At 71.5% G+C, this 16950-nt stretch carries 14 protein-coding genes; 10 read left to right on the forward strand and 4 right to left on the reverse strand.

Features of this window, described 5'->3' with window-relative positions; genetic code table 11:
• Positions 1–7: 7 nt before the first annotated feature.
• From Msi02_RS30025 to Msi02_RS43525, 3 genes are read left to right on the forward strand one after another with little or no spacing between them, the layout of a single operon-like run.
• Complete coding sequence (locus Msi02_RS30025) at positions 8–1078, forward strand: DUF559 domain-containing protein (RefSeq protein WP_204051349.1); 1071 nt, start codon at positions 8–10, stop codon at positions 1076–1078.
• Positions 1071–1811 carry a hypothetical protein gene (locus tag Msi02_RS30030; protein WP_204051350.1) on the forward strand — a complete coding sequence of 247 codons (741 nt, stop codon included), beginning with the start codon at positions 1071–1073 and terminating at the stop codon, positions 1809–1811. Before Msi02_RS30025 ends, Msi02_RS30030 begins: the two co-directional genes overlap by 8 nt.
• Entirely contained in the window at positions 1808–5356 is a 3549-nt protein-coding gene (locus Msi02_RS43525; protein ID WP_239108813.1) for an ATP-binding protein, read from the forward strand. Before Msi02_RS30030 ends, Msi02_RS43525 begins: the two co-directional genes overlap by 4 nt.
• 69 nt (positions 5357–5425) lie before the next feature.
• Here the strand turns inward: Msi02_RS43525 and Msi02_RS30040 are convergent, their stop codons facing one another.
• Positions 5426–6100 (reverse strand): TetR/AcrR family transcriptional regulator, encoded by a 675-nt coding sequence (locus Msi02_RS30040; protein ID WP_204051351.1) that lies wholly within the window; start codon positions 6098–6100, stop codon positions 5426–5428.
• A gap of 135 nt (positions 6101–6235) precedes the next feature.
• On the opposite strand from Msi02_RS30040, the gene Msi02_RS30045 reads away from it, so the two are divergent.
• A complete protein-coding gene (locus Msi02_RS30045; RefSeq protein ID WP_204051352.1) occupies positions 6236–7264 on the forward strand; it encodes an aldo/keto reductase in 1029 nt (342 codons plus the stop codon).
• Positions 7265–7303: 39 nt separating this feature from the next.
• On the opposite strand, the gene Msi02_RS30050 is transcribed toward Msi02_RS30045, so the two are convergent.
• Positions 7304–7888, reverse strand: coding sequence for a hypothetical protein (locus Msi02_RS30050; RefSeq protein WP_204051425.1), 585 nt, complete (start codon positions 7886–7888; stop codon positions 7304–7306).
• On the reverse strand, positions 7889–8656 hold the full coding sequence (locus Msi02_RS30055; RefSeq protein WP_204051353.1) for a bestrophin-like domain: 768 nt from the start codon (positions 8654–8656) through the stop codon (positions 7889–7891).
• 147 nt (positions 8657–8803) lie between these two features.
• On the opposite strand from Msi02_RS30055, the gene Msi02_RS30060 reads away from it, so the two are divergent.
• From Msi02_RS30060 to Msi02_RS30080, 5 genes are all read left to right on the forward strand, one after another.
• Complete coding sequence (locus tag Msi02_RS30060; protein ID WP_204051354.1) at positions 8804–9466, forward strand: SDR family oxidoreductase; 663 nt, start codon at positions 8804–8806, stop codon at positions 9464–9466.
• Positions 9467–9691: 225 nt separating this feature from the next.
• Positions 9692–12139, forward strand: coding sequence for a M14 family zinc carboxypeptidase (locus Msi02_RS30065; RefSeq protein WP_204051355.1), 2448 nt, complete (start codon positions 9692–9694; stop codon positions 12137–12139).
• Between the two features lie 200 nt (positions 12140–12339).
• Positions 12340–12684 (forward strand): SPW repeat domain-containing protein, encoded by a 345-nt coding sequence (locus Msi02_RS30070; RefSeq protein WP_079315940.1) that lies wholly within the window; start codon positions 12340–12342, stop codon positions 12682–12684.
• Between the two features lie 166 nt (positions 12685–12850).
• Positions 12851–13198: a bifunctional 3-phenylpropionate/cinnamic acid dioxygenase ferredoxin subunit gene (locus tag Msi02_RS30075; protein WP_204051356.1), complete on the forward strand. Its 348-nt coding sequence runs from the start codon at positions 12851–12853 to the stop codon at positions 13196–13198.
• Between the two features lie 17 nt (positions 13199–13215).
• Positions 13216–14382: an NAD(P)/FAD-dependent oxidoreductase gene (locus tag Msi02_RS30080; protein WP_204051357.1), complete on the forward strand. Its 1167-nt coding sequence runs from the start codon at positions 13216–13218 to the stop codon at positions 14380–14382.
• 60 nt (positions 14383–14442) lie between these two features.
• On the opposite strand, the gene Msi02_RS30085 is transcribed toward Msi02_RS30080, so the two are convergent.
• Entirely contained in the window at positions 14443–15285 is an 843-nt protein-coding gene (locus tag Msi02_RS30085; RefSeq protein WP_204051358.1) for an IclR family transcriptional regulator, read from the reverse strand.
• A 29-nt stretch (positions 15286–15314) separates the two neighbouring features.
• Between Msi02_RS30085 and betA the strand changes: the two genes are divergently transcribed.
• Positions 15315–16949: a choline dehydrogenase gene (gene betA / locus Msi02_RS30090; protein ID WP_079315936.1), complete on the forward strand. Its 1635-nt coding sequence runs from the start codon at positions 15315–15317 to the stop codon at positions 16947–16949.
• The last annotated feature ends 1 nt before the right edge of the window (position 16950 follow it).

Genomic DNA, 16950 nt, shown 5'->3' on the forward strand with positions numbered 1-16950 from the left:
GAACGGCGTGGCACGCTCGTGGCGGGAACTTCCCACGGGCCGGGTCGTGCACCTGCACGCTGGCGGGGACGTGCGCCTGCACGGCGACCCGGATGCCGTCGCGCTGGCGCTCGAGCCCCTGCCCGATGACGCGCCTGCGCTGGTCACCTACGTCCCCCGCTCTGCCGGGACCCCCGCGGACGTGGTCGCCGACGTGCTGGGGGAACTGGAGGCCGCCGCGCTGGCGATGTTCCCCGCCTGGCTGCCCGAGGCGGACGGCATCACCGGATCCGGCGGCGCGGCCGTCCCCGCCGTTCGTGCCCTCGCCCTGCGTACGGGCTCCGCCACCAGGCACTTCGCGCCCTTCCTCGCGCATCTGGCGGAACGCGCCCTGCGGGGTGAGGCCCGGGGAACCTTCCCGCCCGAGATCCGTGCCGCCGGGCTGGCCCGGGTGCTCCGCGCGGGCTACCGGCGGCCGGAGGCCGCGATCCTCGTGCGGATGCCGTACGAGCTCTGCCCGTCCGCGGAGGAGGTGCTGGTCGCGGCGTGCGAATGGCTGGCCCACCACGGCGGGTTCGGCGTCTGGCTCACCGGGCCGCCGCCGCGCTTTGTCGACCGGATCGAGACCGTGGCCGCCCCGATCCCCGACGAGGTGGCGGCGCTCGTCCGCGACATCGAGCCCGGCGGCGCCGAGGAATCCCCGCTGCCGGCGCTCACCTTTCCGCCTCTCGCCGGAGTGCCGCACCCGGCCAGCGCCGCCGAGCGGCGATTGGAGGCGGCCCTGTCGCCGTGCGCCTGGGCGGCGGGCCGCGAGTGGAACCAGCTTCACGCCTCAGGGCCGCTCAGCAACCCGATCCGCGTCGACCTGCTCTGGCGCGCCGAGCGATGCGTGATCGAGATCGACGGGCCCGAGCATCTCAGGCCGCTCCGCCTCGCCGCGGACAGACAGCGCGACCTGCGCCTCCGCCGGGACGGCTACGCCGTCCGCCGCTTCACGAACGAGCAGGTGCTGGAACGCCTCGGCACCGTGCTCGCCGAGTTGGAGCGCTTCCTCCACCAGTGCCATCATGGAACGCTCGAAGGGTCACTCCATGCCTGACAACGCCCTCTCTCAACGTGAGACCGCCATCCTCTTGCTGCTCATGGCCGAGGCCCGCGAATTTACGAACCCCGAGCTTGATAAGCAGTTCGGCCTGGAGATCAGCAAGACCGAACGCCAGCACCTGCACCAGCTCAAGTTGATCGAGGTTGGGAAGAGAGGGCAGGCGTTCACGCACGCGTTGACGGACGACGGCTGGGCCAGAGCGGCCGAGATCTTCCGCGAGGGCGTCCCCAGGTCCAGCCGTCTCGCGGCACGGGCACTCGAAGCGGTTGTCCGGGCCCTGGTCTCCGGCCTTCAGCGGTACATGGAGCGAACTGACAGCCGTCTCGCCGAGATCTTCGGGCGGGAGGAGGACCTCCCCCCGGCGACCACCGCGGCACCGGTTGACCGGCCGTCCGCCGCTGAGGTGGCGGCAGCACCGATCGCGATCCTGGAGACGTCGGTTGCGAGAGAGCCCGCGCGCCCGTCCGAGGACGTCGAGACGATGATCCGCAAGGCGTACGCGCAGCTCGCCGACAAGCCGAACGCCTGGGTCAGCCTGACCCGGCTGCGTCCGCTGCTCGGCGACGCCCCCAGGGCCGAGGTCGACGCCACCCTCCGCCGGATGATCGCCCTGCCCGACGTGCGTCTCGTTCCCTGGGAGAGCCAGAAGAGCCTGTCTCAGGAGGATCGCGACGCCGCGGTGATCATCGGCGACCAGCCCAAGCACCGCATTCTGATCGGAGCATGATGGCAGGCAAGGAACTGGACGCTCTGGCGGCGCTGCGGTTCAACTACGCGAAGGTCCCGGACGATGTCTGGCGACCGCTGCCGTTCCACGTCGGTGCTCTGCATCGGCAGACCGCACGGGCCATCCTCGACGGCTTCATCGAGGCCGAGGAGAGCTCCGACGCGAGTCCCATCGGCCTCGTGATCCAGGGACAGCGAGGCGCGGGCAAGACGCACCTCCTCGGCTGGGTCCGTCAGAAGGTGCACGAGGAGGACGGCTACTTCTTCCTGGTAAGCCTGCTCGACGCCAGGAGCTTCTGGGAGAGCGTGCTGCTCTCCATGCTGGACAGCCTTTCGCGGCCGATACCGGGATCGGGGACCCAGCTCAAGGAACTGCTCTGGCGGCTCTGCCTGCTGGCCGAGGTGCCGGAGGAGACGCGCCAGTCGCTGATCGGCGAGGCACCGCTCTCCCGGCAGGACCTGGACGTCTTCGTGCACGCTCTTCGCCGATACGACCGGCACGTCGGCCGCGACGCCCAGGACGTCGCGAGGGCGCTCGCCCTGCGCGCGTCCAGCGATCTGGCCGCTCAGGACGCCGGGGATGCATATCTGGCATGCGCGGCGGAAGGAGAGCCTGGTGAGCGGGCAGGCTGGGGTTTCACCACGATCGCGAAGTCTCCACAGGAGATCGTCAGGGACCTGTCCCGCCTGGTGGCGCTGACCGGGCCTTCCGTCATCGCCGTGGACCAGATCGACGTGCTGCTCGCGCAGTCGTCCATCTCGTTGACGGAAGAACTCAAGGAGTCCTGGCAGCAGGCGCTGATTCTCGAACGGATCGCGGGCGGCCTGATGAACCTTCGTGAGGTGACCCGGCGCACGCTGACCGTGCTCTCGTGCCTTCCGACAACGTGGACCCTCATCGAGACGAGGGCCATCGACACTGTCCAGGACCGCTTCCGGGTGACCACTCCGCTCCACACCATTCCAGACACGCAAACCGGCATCGCGCTGATCGAGAAGCGGTTCAGTGCGCAGTACGGGACGGTGGGGTTCACGCCGCCTTATCCGACGTGGCCGGTGAAGCCGGAGGCGTTCGAGGAGGCGTACCAGTACACCCCTCGCCAGTTGCTCATCCGGATCGACACGCATGTGCGGTCGTGCCTGGCGAGCGGGCAGGTCACGGAGCTGGAACGGCTGACCGGCTCCGAGTCACGCAAGGTCGATCGCGTCCCTCCGCCGCAGAAGCAGGAACCCGACTTCAGCGCGCTCGACAGGCGGTTCGCGGAGTTGCGGCAGCGGGCGGACGTGGTGGAGGCGCTGGACCCGATCACGGAGGACGCCGTGATGCCGGGACTGCTGTCGGCCGGGCTGTCCGCCTGGATCGCCGAGCAGGGCGATGACGGGCGCCTGTTCACCCAGGACCCGCCCCCGAGCACGAAGCCGCCCCTCCACGCCCGCCTGCGGCGGACCCTGGACGAGGCGACGGAGAACGAGGCCCACTGGTGCTTCCGGGCCATCTCCGCGTCCCATCACATCGCCGCGCTCAACCGGCTGAAGGCCGCGTCCACGGCGGCCGGGCTCGACGAGCGGATACCCGCGCGCAAGCTGTTCGTGCTCAGGAACCAGAGCTGGGCCAAGGGACCGGTCACCCAGGAGACCCTGGCCGCCTTCGAGCAGGCGGGCGGCCGTGTCCTCCAGGTCGAGGAGGACGACCTGAGGATCTTCTCGGCGCTTCGCACCCTGCTGGTCGAAAACCCGGCGGACCTCCAGGCATGGCTCGTCTCCCGCAAGCCGACGAGCGAGGTGAAGCTGTTCGCCGAGGCGCTGAGCGACGCGGCCGTTCCACGCGTGTCCGATGCCGGGAGCAGGTCCTCCAAGGCGACCCGGTCGCCGGACCGCCCCCGGCGCACCGCCAATCCCGACCGGCACCTGCTCCAACGGCAGGTCGTGCCGCGGCTCGCGCCGCTCCCGGTGGCCGGCGCGCCGTCCCCGGCCCCCGTTGACACGCCTTCCCCGGCCTCCGACGCTGCGCCTTCCCCTGCCCCCGACACCGACGCTGCGCCGCTACCGGCCTCCGGGACCGCGCCTTCGCCGGCCTCCGGCGGTGTGCCGGAACCGGTCGGTACGGGCGTCGCGTTTTCCGGCGGCCTGGGTCTCGGCCCGGCCGTTCCCGATCTGCAGGTCTGGCCACCGTTGCCCTCCCCCGAGGCATCTGCGGCCGTGGAGATGCCGGTCGAGGCGCCGTCCGCGGAGGGGTCGGCGACGGAGACGCCGCCCGTTCCTCAGCCGCGCAGGCCGCACCCGTCGGACGAGGCCCCTTCGGACGAGGCCCCGGCGCCTCCGTACCTGACGATCGGGGCGGCGACCTCGGACGACCGGCCGGTACGGATCCCGCTGGAGACCCTGCGCAAGCACACCGCGATCTTCGCCGGCTCCGGCTCCGGCAAGACGGTGCTGATCCGCCGTCTCGTGGAGGAGTGCGCCCTCCAGGGGGTCTCGGCGATCGTCCTCGACGCCAACAACGACCTCGCGCGGCTCGGCGACCGGTGGCCGGAGCCACCCGCGGAGTGGGGCGAGGGCGACGCGGCCAGGGCCGACGACTACCTGGCGAACACCGACGTGGTCGTCTGGACGCCGCGCAAGGAGTCGGGACGCCCGCTGAGCTTCCAGCCGCTGCCCGACTTCGGCAGCGTCGCCGACGACCCGGACGAGTTCGGCGAGGCGGTGGACGCCGCCCTCGCCGCGCTCGTGCCCCGGGCGAAGCTGGAGACCAAGACGGCCAGGGCCCATCTCGGGCAGGCGGTGCTGCGCGAGGCCGTCGCCCACTACGGACGGCGCGGCGGCACGGGCTTGGCCGGCCTGATCGCCCTGCTCGACGACCTGCCGGACGGCGTGAGCAGTCTGGAGGGCGCGGCCAGGCTCGCCACCGAGATGGCCCAGCACCTGAGGGCGGAGACGATCAGCGATCCCCTGTTCGCCGGGACCGGGACGCCCGTCGATCCGGGCGTCCTGCTGACGCCCCCGGAGGGGAAGCGGGCCCGCGTGTCGGTGATCAGCCTCACCGGCATGGCGTCCGACGCGCAGCGGCAGGGCTTCGTCAACCAGCTCCAGATGGCGCTGTTCTCCTGGATCAAGCGGCATCCCGCCGGAGACCGGCCGCTCGGCGGGCTGTTCGTCATGGACGAGGCCCAGACGTTCGCGCCGTCGGGGACGGCGACCGTGTGCACCCAGAGCACGCTCGCCCTCGCCGCCCAGGCCCGCAAGTACGGCCTCGGCCTGGTGTTCGCCACCCAGGCGCCGAAGGGCCTGCACAACCGGATCACAGGCAACGCCGCCACCCAGTTCTTCGGCCTGCTCAACGCGCCGGCTCAGATCACGGCGGCGCGGGAGCTGGCCAGGGCCAAGGGCGGCGACGTCCCCGACGTGTCGCGGCTGCGGTCCGGCCAGTTCTACGCGGCGTTCGAGGGCGGGTCGTTCACGAAGGTCCGTACGCCGCTGTGCCTGAGCCACCACCCGAGCAGCCCGCTGACGAGCGAGGAGGTCGTGGCCCGGGCGAACCGGTCCTGAACGAGAGCGCGCGGAGCCGGTGCCTCCCTTGGGCGCCGCGCCGGCTCCGCTGTGACTTAGGGCCGGTGATCAGTCCGCGGGGTCTTTCGGACACTCCACCGGCCGGCCGTAGAGGATCGATGTCCAGGCGTTGGTGAGGACGTCGACGAGAACCTCCTCGTCGTCGAACGGGGGGACACCGGCCGCCGCCAGGTAATACAGCCGTTCGCCCATCCAGGTCAGCGACGCGGCGACGGCGCGCACGCTCATGTCCCCGAGCCGCTCCCGAGCCTGCGGGTCGGACTCGATACGGGCCGCGGCGGCGTCGGTGAACAGGTCCATCTGTTCCAGCCAGAGGGCTCGCAGCCCGTCGTCCGAGCCCTGGTTCTCCACGATCGCCATGAGAACGCCCGCGTTGTCGCGCCACAGCCGGGCGCCGTCCCGTACCCCCGCACGCAGCGCGGCGACGGGATCCTGCGACCCGTCGATCTGAAGCCCCTCGACCCACGGGCGCGCGGCCTGCTGTCCCTGGGTCACGGCGTCGCGCACCAGCTCGCCGAGCACGGCCTGCTTGCTCGGGAAGTAGAAGTAGAAGCTCGCCCGGGAGACCTCCGCGGCGGTGAGGATGTCGGCGACGCTGAGGGCGTCGAAGCGGCGCTCCCGCAGCAGCTCGCGGGTCGCGGAGAGGATCCGCTCCCGCAACCCGGTGGACGCCGGCTCCGCGGCCGATCTACGCGCGTGCTGTGCGCCGGGCTTCGAAGGCATACCCCTCAGGATACCGACGTGTTGTACGGACATTCAGTACAGACATAGTGTCCATACACGATGTATGGTGGCGCCTATGACGCTTTCAGCCATCCATCTGGTGGTCGCCGATGTGCTCGGCGGATCGGCCACGGCATGAGGTACCGCACCTTGGGCACGAGCGGTCTGCGGGTGTCCGAACTGGTCCTGGGCGCGATGACCTTCGGGGAGCAGGGCGGGGTCGGCGCGCCGCCGGCGGAGTGTCGCCGGATGCTCGACCTGTACGCCGAGGCCGGCGGCAACATGATCGACACGGCCGTCAACTACCGCGACGGAGCCAGCGAGGAGATCCTCGGCGAGCTGCTGGCGGGACGGCGCGAGTCGTTCGTCCTCGGCACGAAGTACACCGTCTCCCGCGACCGCTCCGACCCGAACGCCGCGGGGAACCACAGAAAGAACCTCCGTGCCTCCCTGGAGACCAGCCTGCGCCGGCTGCGCACAGACTACGTCGACCTCTACTGGGTGCACATGTGGGACCGTGACACGCCGATCGAGGAGACCATGCGCGCGCTGGACGACGCCGTCCAGGCCGGCAAGGTGCTGTACGTGGGGATCTCCGACGCCCCCGCCTGGGTCGTGGCCCGCGCCAACACCCTCGCCGAATGGCGTGGCTGGAGTCCCTTCATCGGCCTGCAGGTGCCGTACAGCCTGCTGCAACGCGACGTCGAACGGGAGCTGCTGCCCATGGCCGAGTCCCTCGGGCTCGGCGTCACGGCGTGGAGCCCGCTCGGCGGCGGGGTGCTGTCCGGCAAGTACACCCGCCCGGATGGGGCCGTGCCCGCAGGACGGCTGAAGGCCGAGTCGCTCTCGGCCCGCGACCACGCCGTGGCCCGGGCCGTGCAGGAGGCCGCCGACGAGCTCGGCGCGGCTCCGGCACAGGTCGCGATCGCGTGGACGATGAGCCGCTCTCCCGCCGTCCACCCGATCGTCGAGGCGCGTTCCGCCGATCAGCTCCGGGACAATCTCGCCGCCGCCGGCCTCACCCTTCCCCCGGAGATGCGCACGCGCCTGGAGGATGCCACCGAGTTCACCCTCGGATTTCCCGGCGACTTCATCGCCCAGACCTCGCCGTGGGTGTTCGCCGCCGCACTCGTCGATCCCCCTCCCGGCGCGGTCCGGCGATGAGAGCCGTGTCGGCGCTCCGATGCCGCCGCCCGTCTTCTTCTACCGGCGGAAAGCGGCGGCACCGGCGGCGGCGATCGCCACCGACAGGATCACGACGACCGTGAGCGTCCCCAGGGGGTTGCGGTGCCGTACGGGCGAGATCGCGCGCATGGCCGGCACGCGGGCGACCGGCGACCTCGACGGCGACGGGGTAGGTCGCGGCGTCGCGCGAGGGCGGGGGGACGGCGCCGCCGCGGGCGGCCCCGCGGACGGCCGGGGCGCGGCCACCACCCGATGCGGGGAGTGCCGGGGCGCCGGTGCGGGCTTCTCGGGAGCCGGCGCCGGAGGCTCCGGAGAGGGCGGGGGCGGCGGCACGGGCGGCGGCACAAATGTCGGCGCAGCGCAGGCGGGCCCTCCGATGCCGACCTCGGCGTGCAAGTCGACGATCACGTCCACGTCGAGGCAGACGCCGACCCGCAGGCCCGGTCCGTCCGGATCGTCGGCCGTGCGGGACGCGGCGGCGGCCGCCCGCACCGGCGCGGGAGACGCGGCCGCCGACGTGGCCCACATCAGCGCGGCACAGGTCATCGCGGCACACGCGCAGACGAGCGCGACGGCCACGCGCGGGCCCGCGGTCCTGCCCATTCAGCGGCCCTCGGGGATCCGCTGGAACTCGTGCAGGGCACTCACGAACGCGTCGGGCTTGACCGCAAGGCCACCGCTGAAGGGGCGGGAGATGTTCCAGGCGAGATAGACGCCGACGCCGAGCAGGACCGCCATCGCCATCACCGGCACGAGCGTGAGCCCCCGGGGCCGGGCCCCGGCCAGGAACGGGAAGACGACGACGAGGACGCCCGTGAGGACCGTCAGCAGCATGACGCCGGGAGGCGGCACGGTACCCGCGTCGGCGGCGCGCTGCCGGCGGGCGGCGAACAGGTCCGCCATCCGTTCCAGCACGGCGTCCCTGGCGTCGCGCGCCTCGTCGGTCGTGACCGGCAGTTCGGTCACGCGGGCGCGCAGCGCCTCCAGCCGCGCCGTCCCCTCGGTGCCGAGATGTCCTGCCGCCATCTGCGGCCACTCGTCCTCGACGACGTAGTTCGCGTACTCGCGCAGTCCCTCGCGCACCTGGGCGGCGTCGGGGGCGGGCAGCGGCGCGGCGGCCCAGTAGGCCTCCACGAGAGCCTGGGTCTCCGCGTAGGTGTTCTGCCGCGCCGAGTCGGCCGAGGTCCACGGCACGACGATCGCGATGGCGAACACGAGCAGGAACAGCGAGGAGAGCATCGATCCGGCGTGACCGGCGGACGCGCCGCCGGGATCGCGATCGTCGGTGCCCCGGCCCAGCACGCGGAACAGAAGGGCCGCCACGGCCACCAGCCCGACGGCCGCCGCGACCGCGAGTACGCCCATGAGCATGACATCTCCACAGACACTTTGCTGATTACTTGTAGTGACATGACTATCACAAGAGGTAACCAATGACCAGCGAAGACGGGCAAGTGACGGCGCGGCCTGCCCGGGCCGGCGGGGTGGGTCGTGGCAGGATCGGCGCGGAGGTGGCGCATGCGCGTGGTGATCGCGGGCGGACACGGGAAGGTCGCCCTTCGGCTGGCACGCCTGCTGAGCGGGCGGGGCGACGCGCCGGCGGGGCTGATCCGCAACCCGGATCAGGTCGCGGACGTGGAGGCGGCCGGCGCCGAGGCGGTGCTGTGCGACCTGGAGCGGACCACGCCGGAGGAGGTCGCCGAGATCCTGCTGGGAGCCGGCGCCGTCGTCTTCGCGGCGGGGGCGGGACCCGGCAGCGGCGCCGCGCGCAAGTTCACCGTGGACCAGGGGGCCTCGGTGCTGCTCGCCGACGCGGCCGAGCGGGCCGGGGTGTCCCGCTTCATCCAGATCTCCTCGATGGGCGCGGGATCGCCGCCCGCGCCGGGGCGCGACGAGGTCTGGGCGGCCTACATCACCGCGAAGACGGCGGCCGAGGAGGACCTGCGCGCCCGCCCGCTCGACTGGACGATCCTGCGGCCGGGACGGCTCACCGACGGGCCGGGGACCGGCCTGGTGACGCTGGCCGACCCGCCGCTTCCCCCCGGAGCGGTGCCGCGCGACGACGTCGCCGCCGTGATCGCCGCGCTGATCGACGCTCCGGAGACGCGGCATCGCGTCCTCGAACTCATCGGCGGAGGCGTGCCCGTCGCCGAGGCCGTACGCCTCGTGCTGATGCGGTGACGAAGGACCGCCACCCCGGACCGCTACTCATATCGGTCCCACATGACAAGAGGCGCTAAATACCCAATTGAGCACCAAGTCATCTCATTGCGGAAAAATCCCATATTTGACAGGTTCGTGCGCCTTGACGACTTTTTCGAGGTGGCAAAGACTTCCCTCGACCTCGCGTGATCCGCTCCGGGCTGACCCCCCTCCCCGGAAGGCACGCCAGATGGAGGAAACTCGATGAGGAGCTCTCCCCGCAGGGCGCGACGCTACGCCGCCGCACTCGCACTCCCCCTGGCGATCACCCTGAACGCCCTCCCGGCACTCGCCGATCTCTCCCCCGATCCGGTCCCCCCCGACCGGGCGTCCAGCACCGCGCAGAACGGCGTCGCGCTGATGCGCGTCGTCGTCGCCGACCAGTCGGGCGTGGACAAGCTGGAGGCCCTGGGCGTCGACCTGGCCGAGTACACCAAGCCCGTCGACGGCGGCATCGAGGTGCACGCCGTGCTCAGCCCCGACGAGGCGCAGAGCCTGCGCGACCAGGGCTTCGACGTCCGCGACGCCATCTCCGACCAGAGCGACTACGCCGCGAACCTGGCCGAGCGGCGCCAGGCCCTCGCCGCCGCGTCCGCCGACGCGTCGGCGACCGACACGCTGACCCCGCTGCGCGCCGAGTGGTTCACCAGCCTCGACAACCAGCGTTTCCTGTCGGTGGAGGTGAAGACGAGCGCGACGGACGCCCAGACCGTCCTCACCGCCACCTGGGACAGCGGCCCCGGCACCGCCCCCGACTCCGGCGGCACGGCGACCATGTCCCGCTTCACCGACGCCGGACAGTACATGTACCACCGGTTCAACGCGCCGCTGCCGATCACGGCGGTCCCCACCCGGGTCACCATCACCAGCAACCGGGGCGGCTCGATCACCGTGCCGGTGACGAAGTGGCTGGGCGAGCCGCGCAAGGCGCCGAGCAAGCACTACGTGCAGGACTTCGTCGACCACTACATGGACCCCACCGAGGTCACCAACCGGATCGTGTCGCTGTCCAAGGAGTTCCCGAAGATCTCGGAGATCATCGACCTCCCGTACAAGACGAACGGCTACCGCCGCCAGGCGCAGGCGCAGTTCGGCACGGGGTCGGGGAGCGCGCTGGCGAGCACGTTCTACGTGACGTCCAAGGCGTACGGCAGCGAGGGCGGCAACGACGTCAGCGTCGCGCTGGTGAACCCCGGCACCGCCTCCGCCCCGCTCTCCGTCGCCGTCAACGGCAAGGACGTCGTGGTCAACCTGGCCACGGACGCCTCCGGCGCGGTCACCAGCACGGCCTCCCAGGTCGTCGCCGCGCTGAACGGCAACTCCGCGGCTTCTGCACTGCTGACCGCCGCCCTCTACCGGACCAGCACGGGCACCGGTGTGGTGACGGCGGCCGCGGCGACCAAGCTGACCGACAACCTGAAGGCGCCGGCGAGCGTCTCGCGTCAGCCGTTCCAGATGAAGGCGCTGCGCATCGGCAAGAGCCGGAACGGCTCGAAGACCGGCGTGTTCCTCTACTGTCAGGAGCACGCCCGCGAGTGGGTGACCCCGATCACCTGTGTGGAGACCGCCGAGCGGCTGCTGCGCAACTACGCGCAGGACGCGGACACCAGGAAGCTGGTGGACGATCTCGACATCTTCGTCGTGCCGACGATCAACCCCGACGGCGCCCACTACTCGATGTACGACTACAACATGCAGCGCAGGAACATGGTCAACTACTGCGCCGCCGACGCGGCGGACCCGGGGCGGCGCAACTCCTGGGGCGTCGACCTCAACCGCAACTTCTCGGTGGGAAGCGTCCGCGACGGATACACCGGCGGCTCGACCAGCTGCACCAGCGACACCTTCGCCGGACCGTCGGAGCTGTCGGAGCCGGAGACGCGCAACGAGGTGTGGCTCGCGGAGAAGTTCCCGAACATCAAGTTCGCGATGAACACCCACTCCTACGGCGGCTACTTCATGTGGCCTCCGGGGGCGTACAAGACCGCCGGACGGGAGACGCTGCCGCGGACGGACCTCGGCACGGAGGAGTACTTCTGGAACGCCTCCAACCACATCCTGTCCGCCGTCCAGGGCTGGCGCGGCACCGCCATCTGGCCGGGACGCACCGGCCCGGTGATCGACGTGCTGTACTCGGCGGCCGGTAACAGCGCCGACGAGTTCTGGTACAACAAGGGCATCATCGGCTGGGACTTCGAGGTCGGCGCGGACGTCTACGACCCGGCGACCAAGCAGTACCGCGCGGTCGGCTTCCAGCCTCCGTTCGAGGAGGGCCACGAGGAGGCGATGGAGTTCTCCAACGGCCAGATCGGCATCCTCGAGGTCGCCCGCGCCTACGACAAGGACAAGCAGCGGCCCGACTCGACGCTCGTGGTGACCGACACGACCGACACCTCGACCACGTTCACCTTCAACGTGGACGAGCCGGCGAACGTCTACTACACCCTCGACGGCAGCCGGCCGACGCTGAGCTCGCCCAAGCTGACCTCTTCGGGCATGCGCGAGGGCGCCGCGAAGATCTCGATCGACAAGACCACCGAGGTGCACTGGTTCGCCATGGACCTCGCGGGCAACGTCGAGAAGAACTACAAGCCGGACGGCAACGGCAAGAACTACAACAAGGAGACCGTGAAGGTCGGCGGCAGGCGCTGACCATCCGCTTCACCGTGGCCGCCGGTGCCGGGACCACCCCGGCGCCGGCGGCCACCGCCGTTCACCGCCCGGGATATCGTGCCGCGTTCCGGACAAGGTGACTCAGGGTTAGGAAATCCTGACGTAGCGGATTGTTGACCGGCCGGTCAATCAGGCAGACCGTCAAGGTCATAGGTCACCTCTCCCGTACGGAGGCACGGATGGATCTCACGAGATCGTTGTCCGACATCGTCGCCCTCGTCGCCGGGCTGGTCGCGGTGCTCGCGCCGTTCTTCTGGGCCGACGCCCAGGCGGCCACGCAGCCGCTGCTCGTTCTCGGCGCACTGCTCGTCGTCTCCGCCCTGTGGTCCATCCTGGGCGCGGGCGGCGCCAGTTCCTGGGTGACCGCGGCGTTCGGCGCCCTGCTGTTCGTCTCCCCCTGGGCGTTCGGCTTCGACGGCGATTCCGCCTCGGCGTGGACCGCCTGGATCACCGGCGCCGTCACCGTCGTCGTCGGCCTGCTGACCGTCCTGCAGGTGCGCGGCCGCACGACCGTCGCCGCCTGACCCCTCTCCCGCCCCACCTTCGCGTACGGCCCCGCTGCCCGTCGCCTCTCACGGCGACCGGCGGCGGGGCCGTACGCCTTTTCGCCCCTTGACTTTGGCGCGATCTCCACTCACTCTGTTGCGCATAGCGCTTCCTGTTCCACCTTACGAAACTGGGAACTTTCGCATGATTCCTGCGTGCCCCCTCGCCGCCCTGCCCAGAGGCGAGGCCCTCCGAATCGAGACAGATCCCCCGATCGCCGTCTTCCACACCGAGGACGGTGAACTGTACGCGGTGGACGACACCTGTACCCACCAGGACGCGTCGCTGGCGGACGGGTGGCTGGAAGGGTGCGAGGTGGAGTGCCCCCTGCACGCGTCGCGCTTCGACCTGCGCACGGGCCGGGTGGACGCTCCTCCCGCGAAGCTGCCGGTGCGCACCCACCAGGTGGTGGTCCGGGACGAGACCGTCTACGTCATGCCGTCGGACCTGCCGCCGAACCTCCCGCCCGGCGTCCGGACCGGGTCGGCCTGAGACGCCGTGAGGGTGCCGTGAAATCCGTCGCCATCGTCGGCGCGTCGCTCGCCGGGCTGTCGGCCGCCCGCGCGCTGCGCGACCAGGGCTTCGGCGGGCGTCTGATGATCGTCGGGGCCGAACCGCACCGCCCCTACGACCGGCCCCCGCTGTCCAAGGAGTTCCTCGCCGGCCAGATGACGACGGCGGACCTCGCCTTGGAAGGCGACGGCGAGGACCTCGACGCCGAGTGGCGCCTGGGCGTCGCGGCCACCGGGCTGGAACAGGGCCGGCCGCTGCGGATCACGCTCGCCGACGGCTCCGCGGTCGAGGCCGACGGCGTGGTCATCGCCACCGGCTCGGTCGCCCGCACCCTCGGGGGCGATCTCGCCGGGGTGCACACGCTGCGCACGATCGAGGACGCGGCGGCCCTGCGGGCCGGTCTCGACGCCGCCCGGCGGCTCGTGGTGATCGGTGCGGGCTTCATCGGCGCCGAGGTCGCCTGCGTCGCCCGCACGCTCGGGCTCGACGTGACGATCGTCGAGGCGGCGCCCGCGCCGTTCGCCCGCGCGCTCGGGCCCGAGATGGGCACCGCGCTCGCCGGGCTGCACGAGGACCACGGGGTGCGCCTGATCTGCGGCGCCGCCGTACGGACCCTGACGGGCGAGGGCCGCGTCGACGGGGTGCTGCTGGAGGACGGGCGCCGCCTGGACGCCGACGTGGTGCTCGTCGGCATCGGCGCGCGGCCGGCGGTGGACTGGCTCGACGGCAGCGGGGTCCAGGTGGGCGACGGCGTTCTCTGCGACACCGGCGGTGCGACGAGCGTGCCGGGAGTCGTCGCGGTCGGCGACTGCGCCGCCTGGTTCGACCCCGCTCTCGGCGCCCACCTGCGCGTGGAGCACTGGACCGGCGCGGCGCGGCGTCCCGCGACGGCCGCGCGGACGCTGTTGTCCGGCGGCGCCGCCGTGCCGGACGCCCTCGCGCCGCCCTACCTGTGGTCGGACCAGTACGGCATGCGCGTGCAGTTCGCCGGGCACACGCTGCCGGGAGACGAGGTGAGCGTCGAGGAGGGCGACCTCGCGTCCCGCCGCTTCCTGGCCGTCTACCGGCGGGAGGGCCGCACGGTCGCGGTGCTCGGCATCGACCAGCCGCGCTCGTTCACCCGGTGGCGGCGCCGCGTGAACGAGCCCGCCGGAGCGCGATGAGCGCCGTCGTGTCCCGGCAGGGACGTCCCTGCGGTGCCTGCCGGCGTGCGGCGACCCCGGTCACCCGGCGTGGCCGAGACGGTGGCTGATGTCGGCGGCGCCCGCGACGAGCACGGGCGCGAACTCGCGCATGCGCTCCTCACTGAACCGGTAGGCCGGGCCGGAGGCGCTGACGGCCGCCACCACCTCGCCCTCGTGGGAACGGATGGGCGCGGCGATGGCGTTCAGCCCGATCTCGTACTCCTCCACGGTGACCGCGTAGCCCCGCCGCAGCGCCTCGTCGAGCTGCCGCCGCAGTTCGGCGGCGTCGGTCACCGTGGCCGGCGTGAAGCGCTCCAGCCCGGCCGCGGCGATGAGCCGCTCACGGCGCCTTTCGTCGAGGTGGGCGAGCAGGATCTTGCCGCTCGACGTGGCGTGCAGGGGGGTGGGCTGGCCGACCCAGTTGTGCGCGGTCACTGCCGCCTGGCCGCGCACCTGGTCGAGGTTGATGGCGTAGTGGGACCGCGCGACGGCGATGTTGACGGTCTCGCCGATCTCCTCGGCGAGCCGCCGGCACACCGGGCGGCTCTGCTGGACGAGGTCGAGCCGCGCGGCCACTCCGGCGGCGAGCCGGACGATGCCGAAGCCGAGGCGATACTTTCCGCGGTCCTCGGCCTGCTCCGCCAGGCCGCGCGCCTCGAGAGCGCCGAGGAGCCGGAACGCGGTGGACTTGTGGACGCCGATCTCCGCGGCGACCTCGCTCACGCCGGCCTCGCCGCGCCGGGAGAGGATCTCCAGGATCGTCACGGCCCGGTCCACCGACTGGACGCCGCCGCTCCCCTCGGACCGCGCGGCGGTCTCGTCGGGCCCCTCGATGCCGGGGTCCGACGCATGACGTTGCGGATGCTGCACCTTATTGCGCATATCAATATCATCCTGCCCGGGAGGCGGACATGTATGACTTTGTCATCGTCGGTGGTGGATCAGCGGGGAGCGCTCTCGCGAACCGGCTGTCGGCCGACCCCTCCAACCGCGTCCTCGTGCTTGAGGCGGGCCGTCCCGACTACCTGTGGGACGTGTTCATCCACATGCCGGCCGCACTGATGTTCCCCATCGGCAGCCGGTTCTACGACTGGAAGTACGAGTCCGAACCCGAGCCGCACATGCACGGCCGGCGGATCTACCACGCCCGGGGGAAGGTGCTCGGCGGGTCGAGCAGCATCAACGGCATGATCTTCCAGCGCGGCAACCCCATGGACTACGAGCGCTGGGCCGCCGACCCGGGCATGGAGACCTGGGACTTCGCGCACTGCCTGCCGTACTTCAAGCGCATGGAGAACTGCCTGGCCGCCGACGCGAACGACCCGATGCGCGGGCACGACGGGCCGCTGGCGCTGGAGCGCGGCCCGGCCAGAAACCCGCTGTTCAAGGCCTTCTTCGAGGCCGTGCAGCAGGCGGGCTACCCGCTGACCGACGACGTGAACGGCTACCGCCAGGAGGGCTTCGCGCCGTTCGACCGCAACGTACGGCGCGGGCGCCGCCTGTCCGCCGCCCGCGCGTACCTCCACCCGGTGATGAACCGCCCGAACCTGACGGTCAAGACCCGCGCGTTCGTCACGAAGATCCTGTTCGAGGGCAAGCGCGCGGTCGGCGTCGAGTTCGACGGCAAGCGGGTGCGGGCCGGGGAGGTCATCCTCTGCGGCGGCGCGATCAACTCCCCGCAACTCCTGCAACTGTCCGGCGTGGGCGACGCCGACCACCTGAAGGCGCACGGCGTCGACGTGGTCCACGACCTGCCCGGCGTCGGCGAGAACCTCCAGGACCACCTGGAGGTCTACATCCAGTACGCCTGCAAGCAGCCGGTGTCGATGCAGCCCGCGATGAAGTGGCGCAACCGGCCGTTGGTCGGCGCGCAGTGGCTGTTCCTGCGCTCGGGGCCGGGCGCGACCAACCACTTCGAGGCCGGCGGCTTCGTACGCGGCAACGACGACGTCGACTACCCCAACCTGATGTTCCACTTCCTGCCCGTCGCCGTCCGCTACGACGGCTCGGCCCCGGCCGGCGGGCACGGCTACCAGGTGCACATCGGGCCGATGTACTCCGACGCCCGCGGCTCGGTGAAGATCAAGAGCGCCGACCCCCGGGTGAAGCCGGCCCTGCGCTTCAACTACCTGTCCACCGACCAGGACCGCCGCGAGTGGGTCGAGGCCGTCCGGGTGGCCCGCGGCATCCTCAACCAGCCCGCGATGGACGCGTTCAACGGCGGCGAGCTGTCCCCCGGCCGGGAGGTTGAGACCGACGAGCAGATCCTCGACTGGGTGGCCAAGGACGGCGAGACCGCCCTGCACCCCTCCTGCACGGCGAAGATGGGCGTGGACGAGATGTCCGTGGTCGACCCGCTGACCATGCGGGTGCACGGCCTGGAGGGCCTGCGGGTCGTGGACGCCTCGGTCATGCCGTACGTCACGAACGGCAACATCTACGCGCCGGTGATGATGGTCGCGGAGAAGGCGGCCGACCTGATCCTCGGTAACACTCCCCTGGCCCCCGAGCCGGTGGAGTTCTACCGGCACAGGAAGGACGCCTGAC

Source organism: Microbispora siamensis (genome assembly GCF_016863095.1).
GTDB lineage: Bacteria > Actinomycetota > Actinomycetes > Streptosporangiales > Streptosporangiaceae > Microbispora > Microbispora siamensis.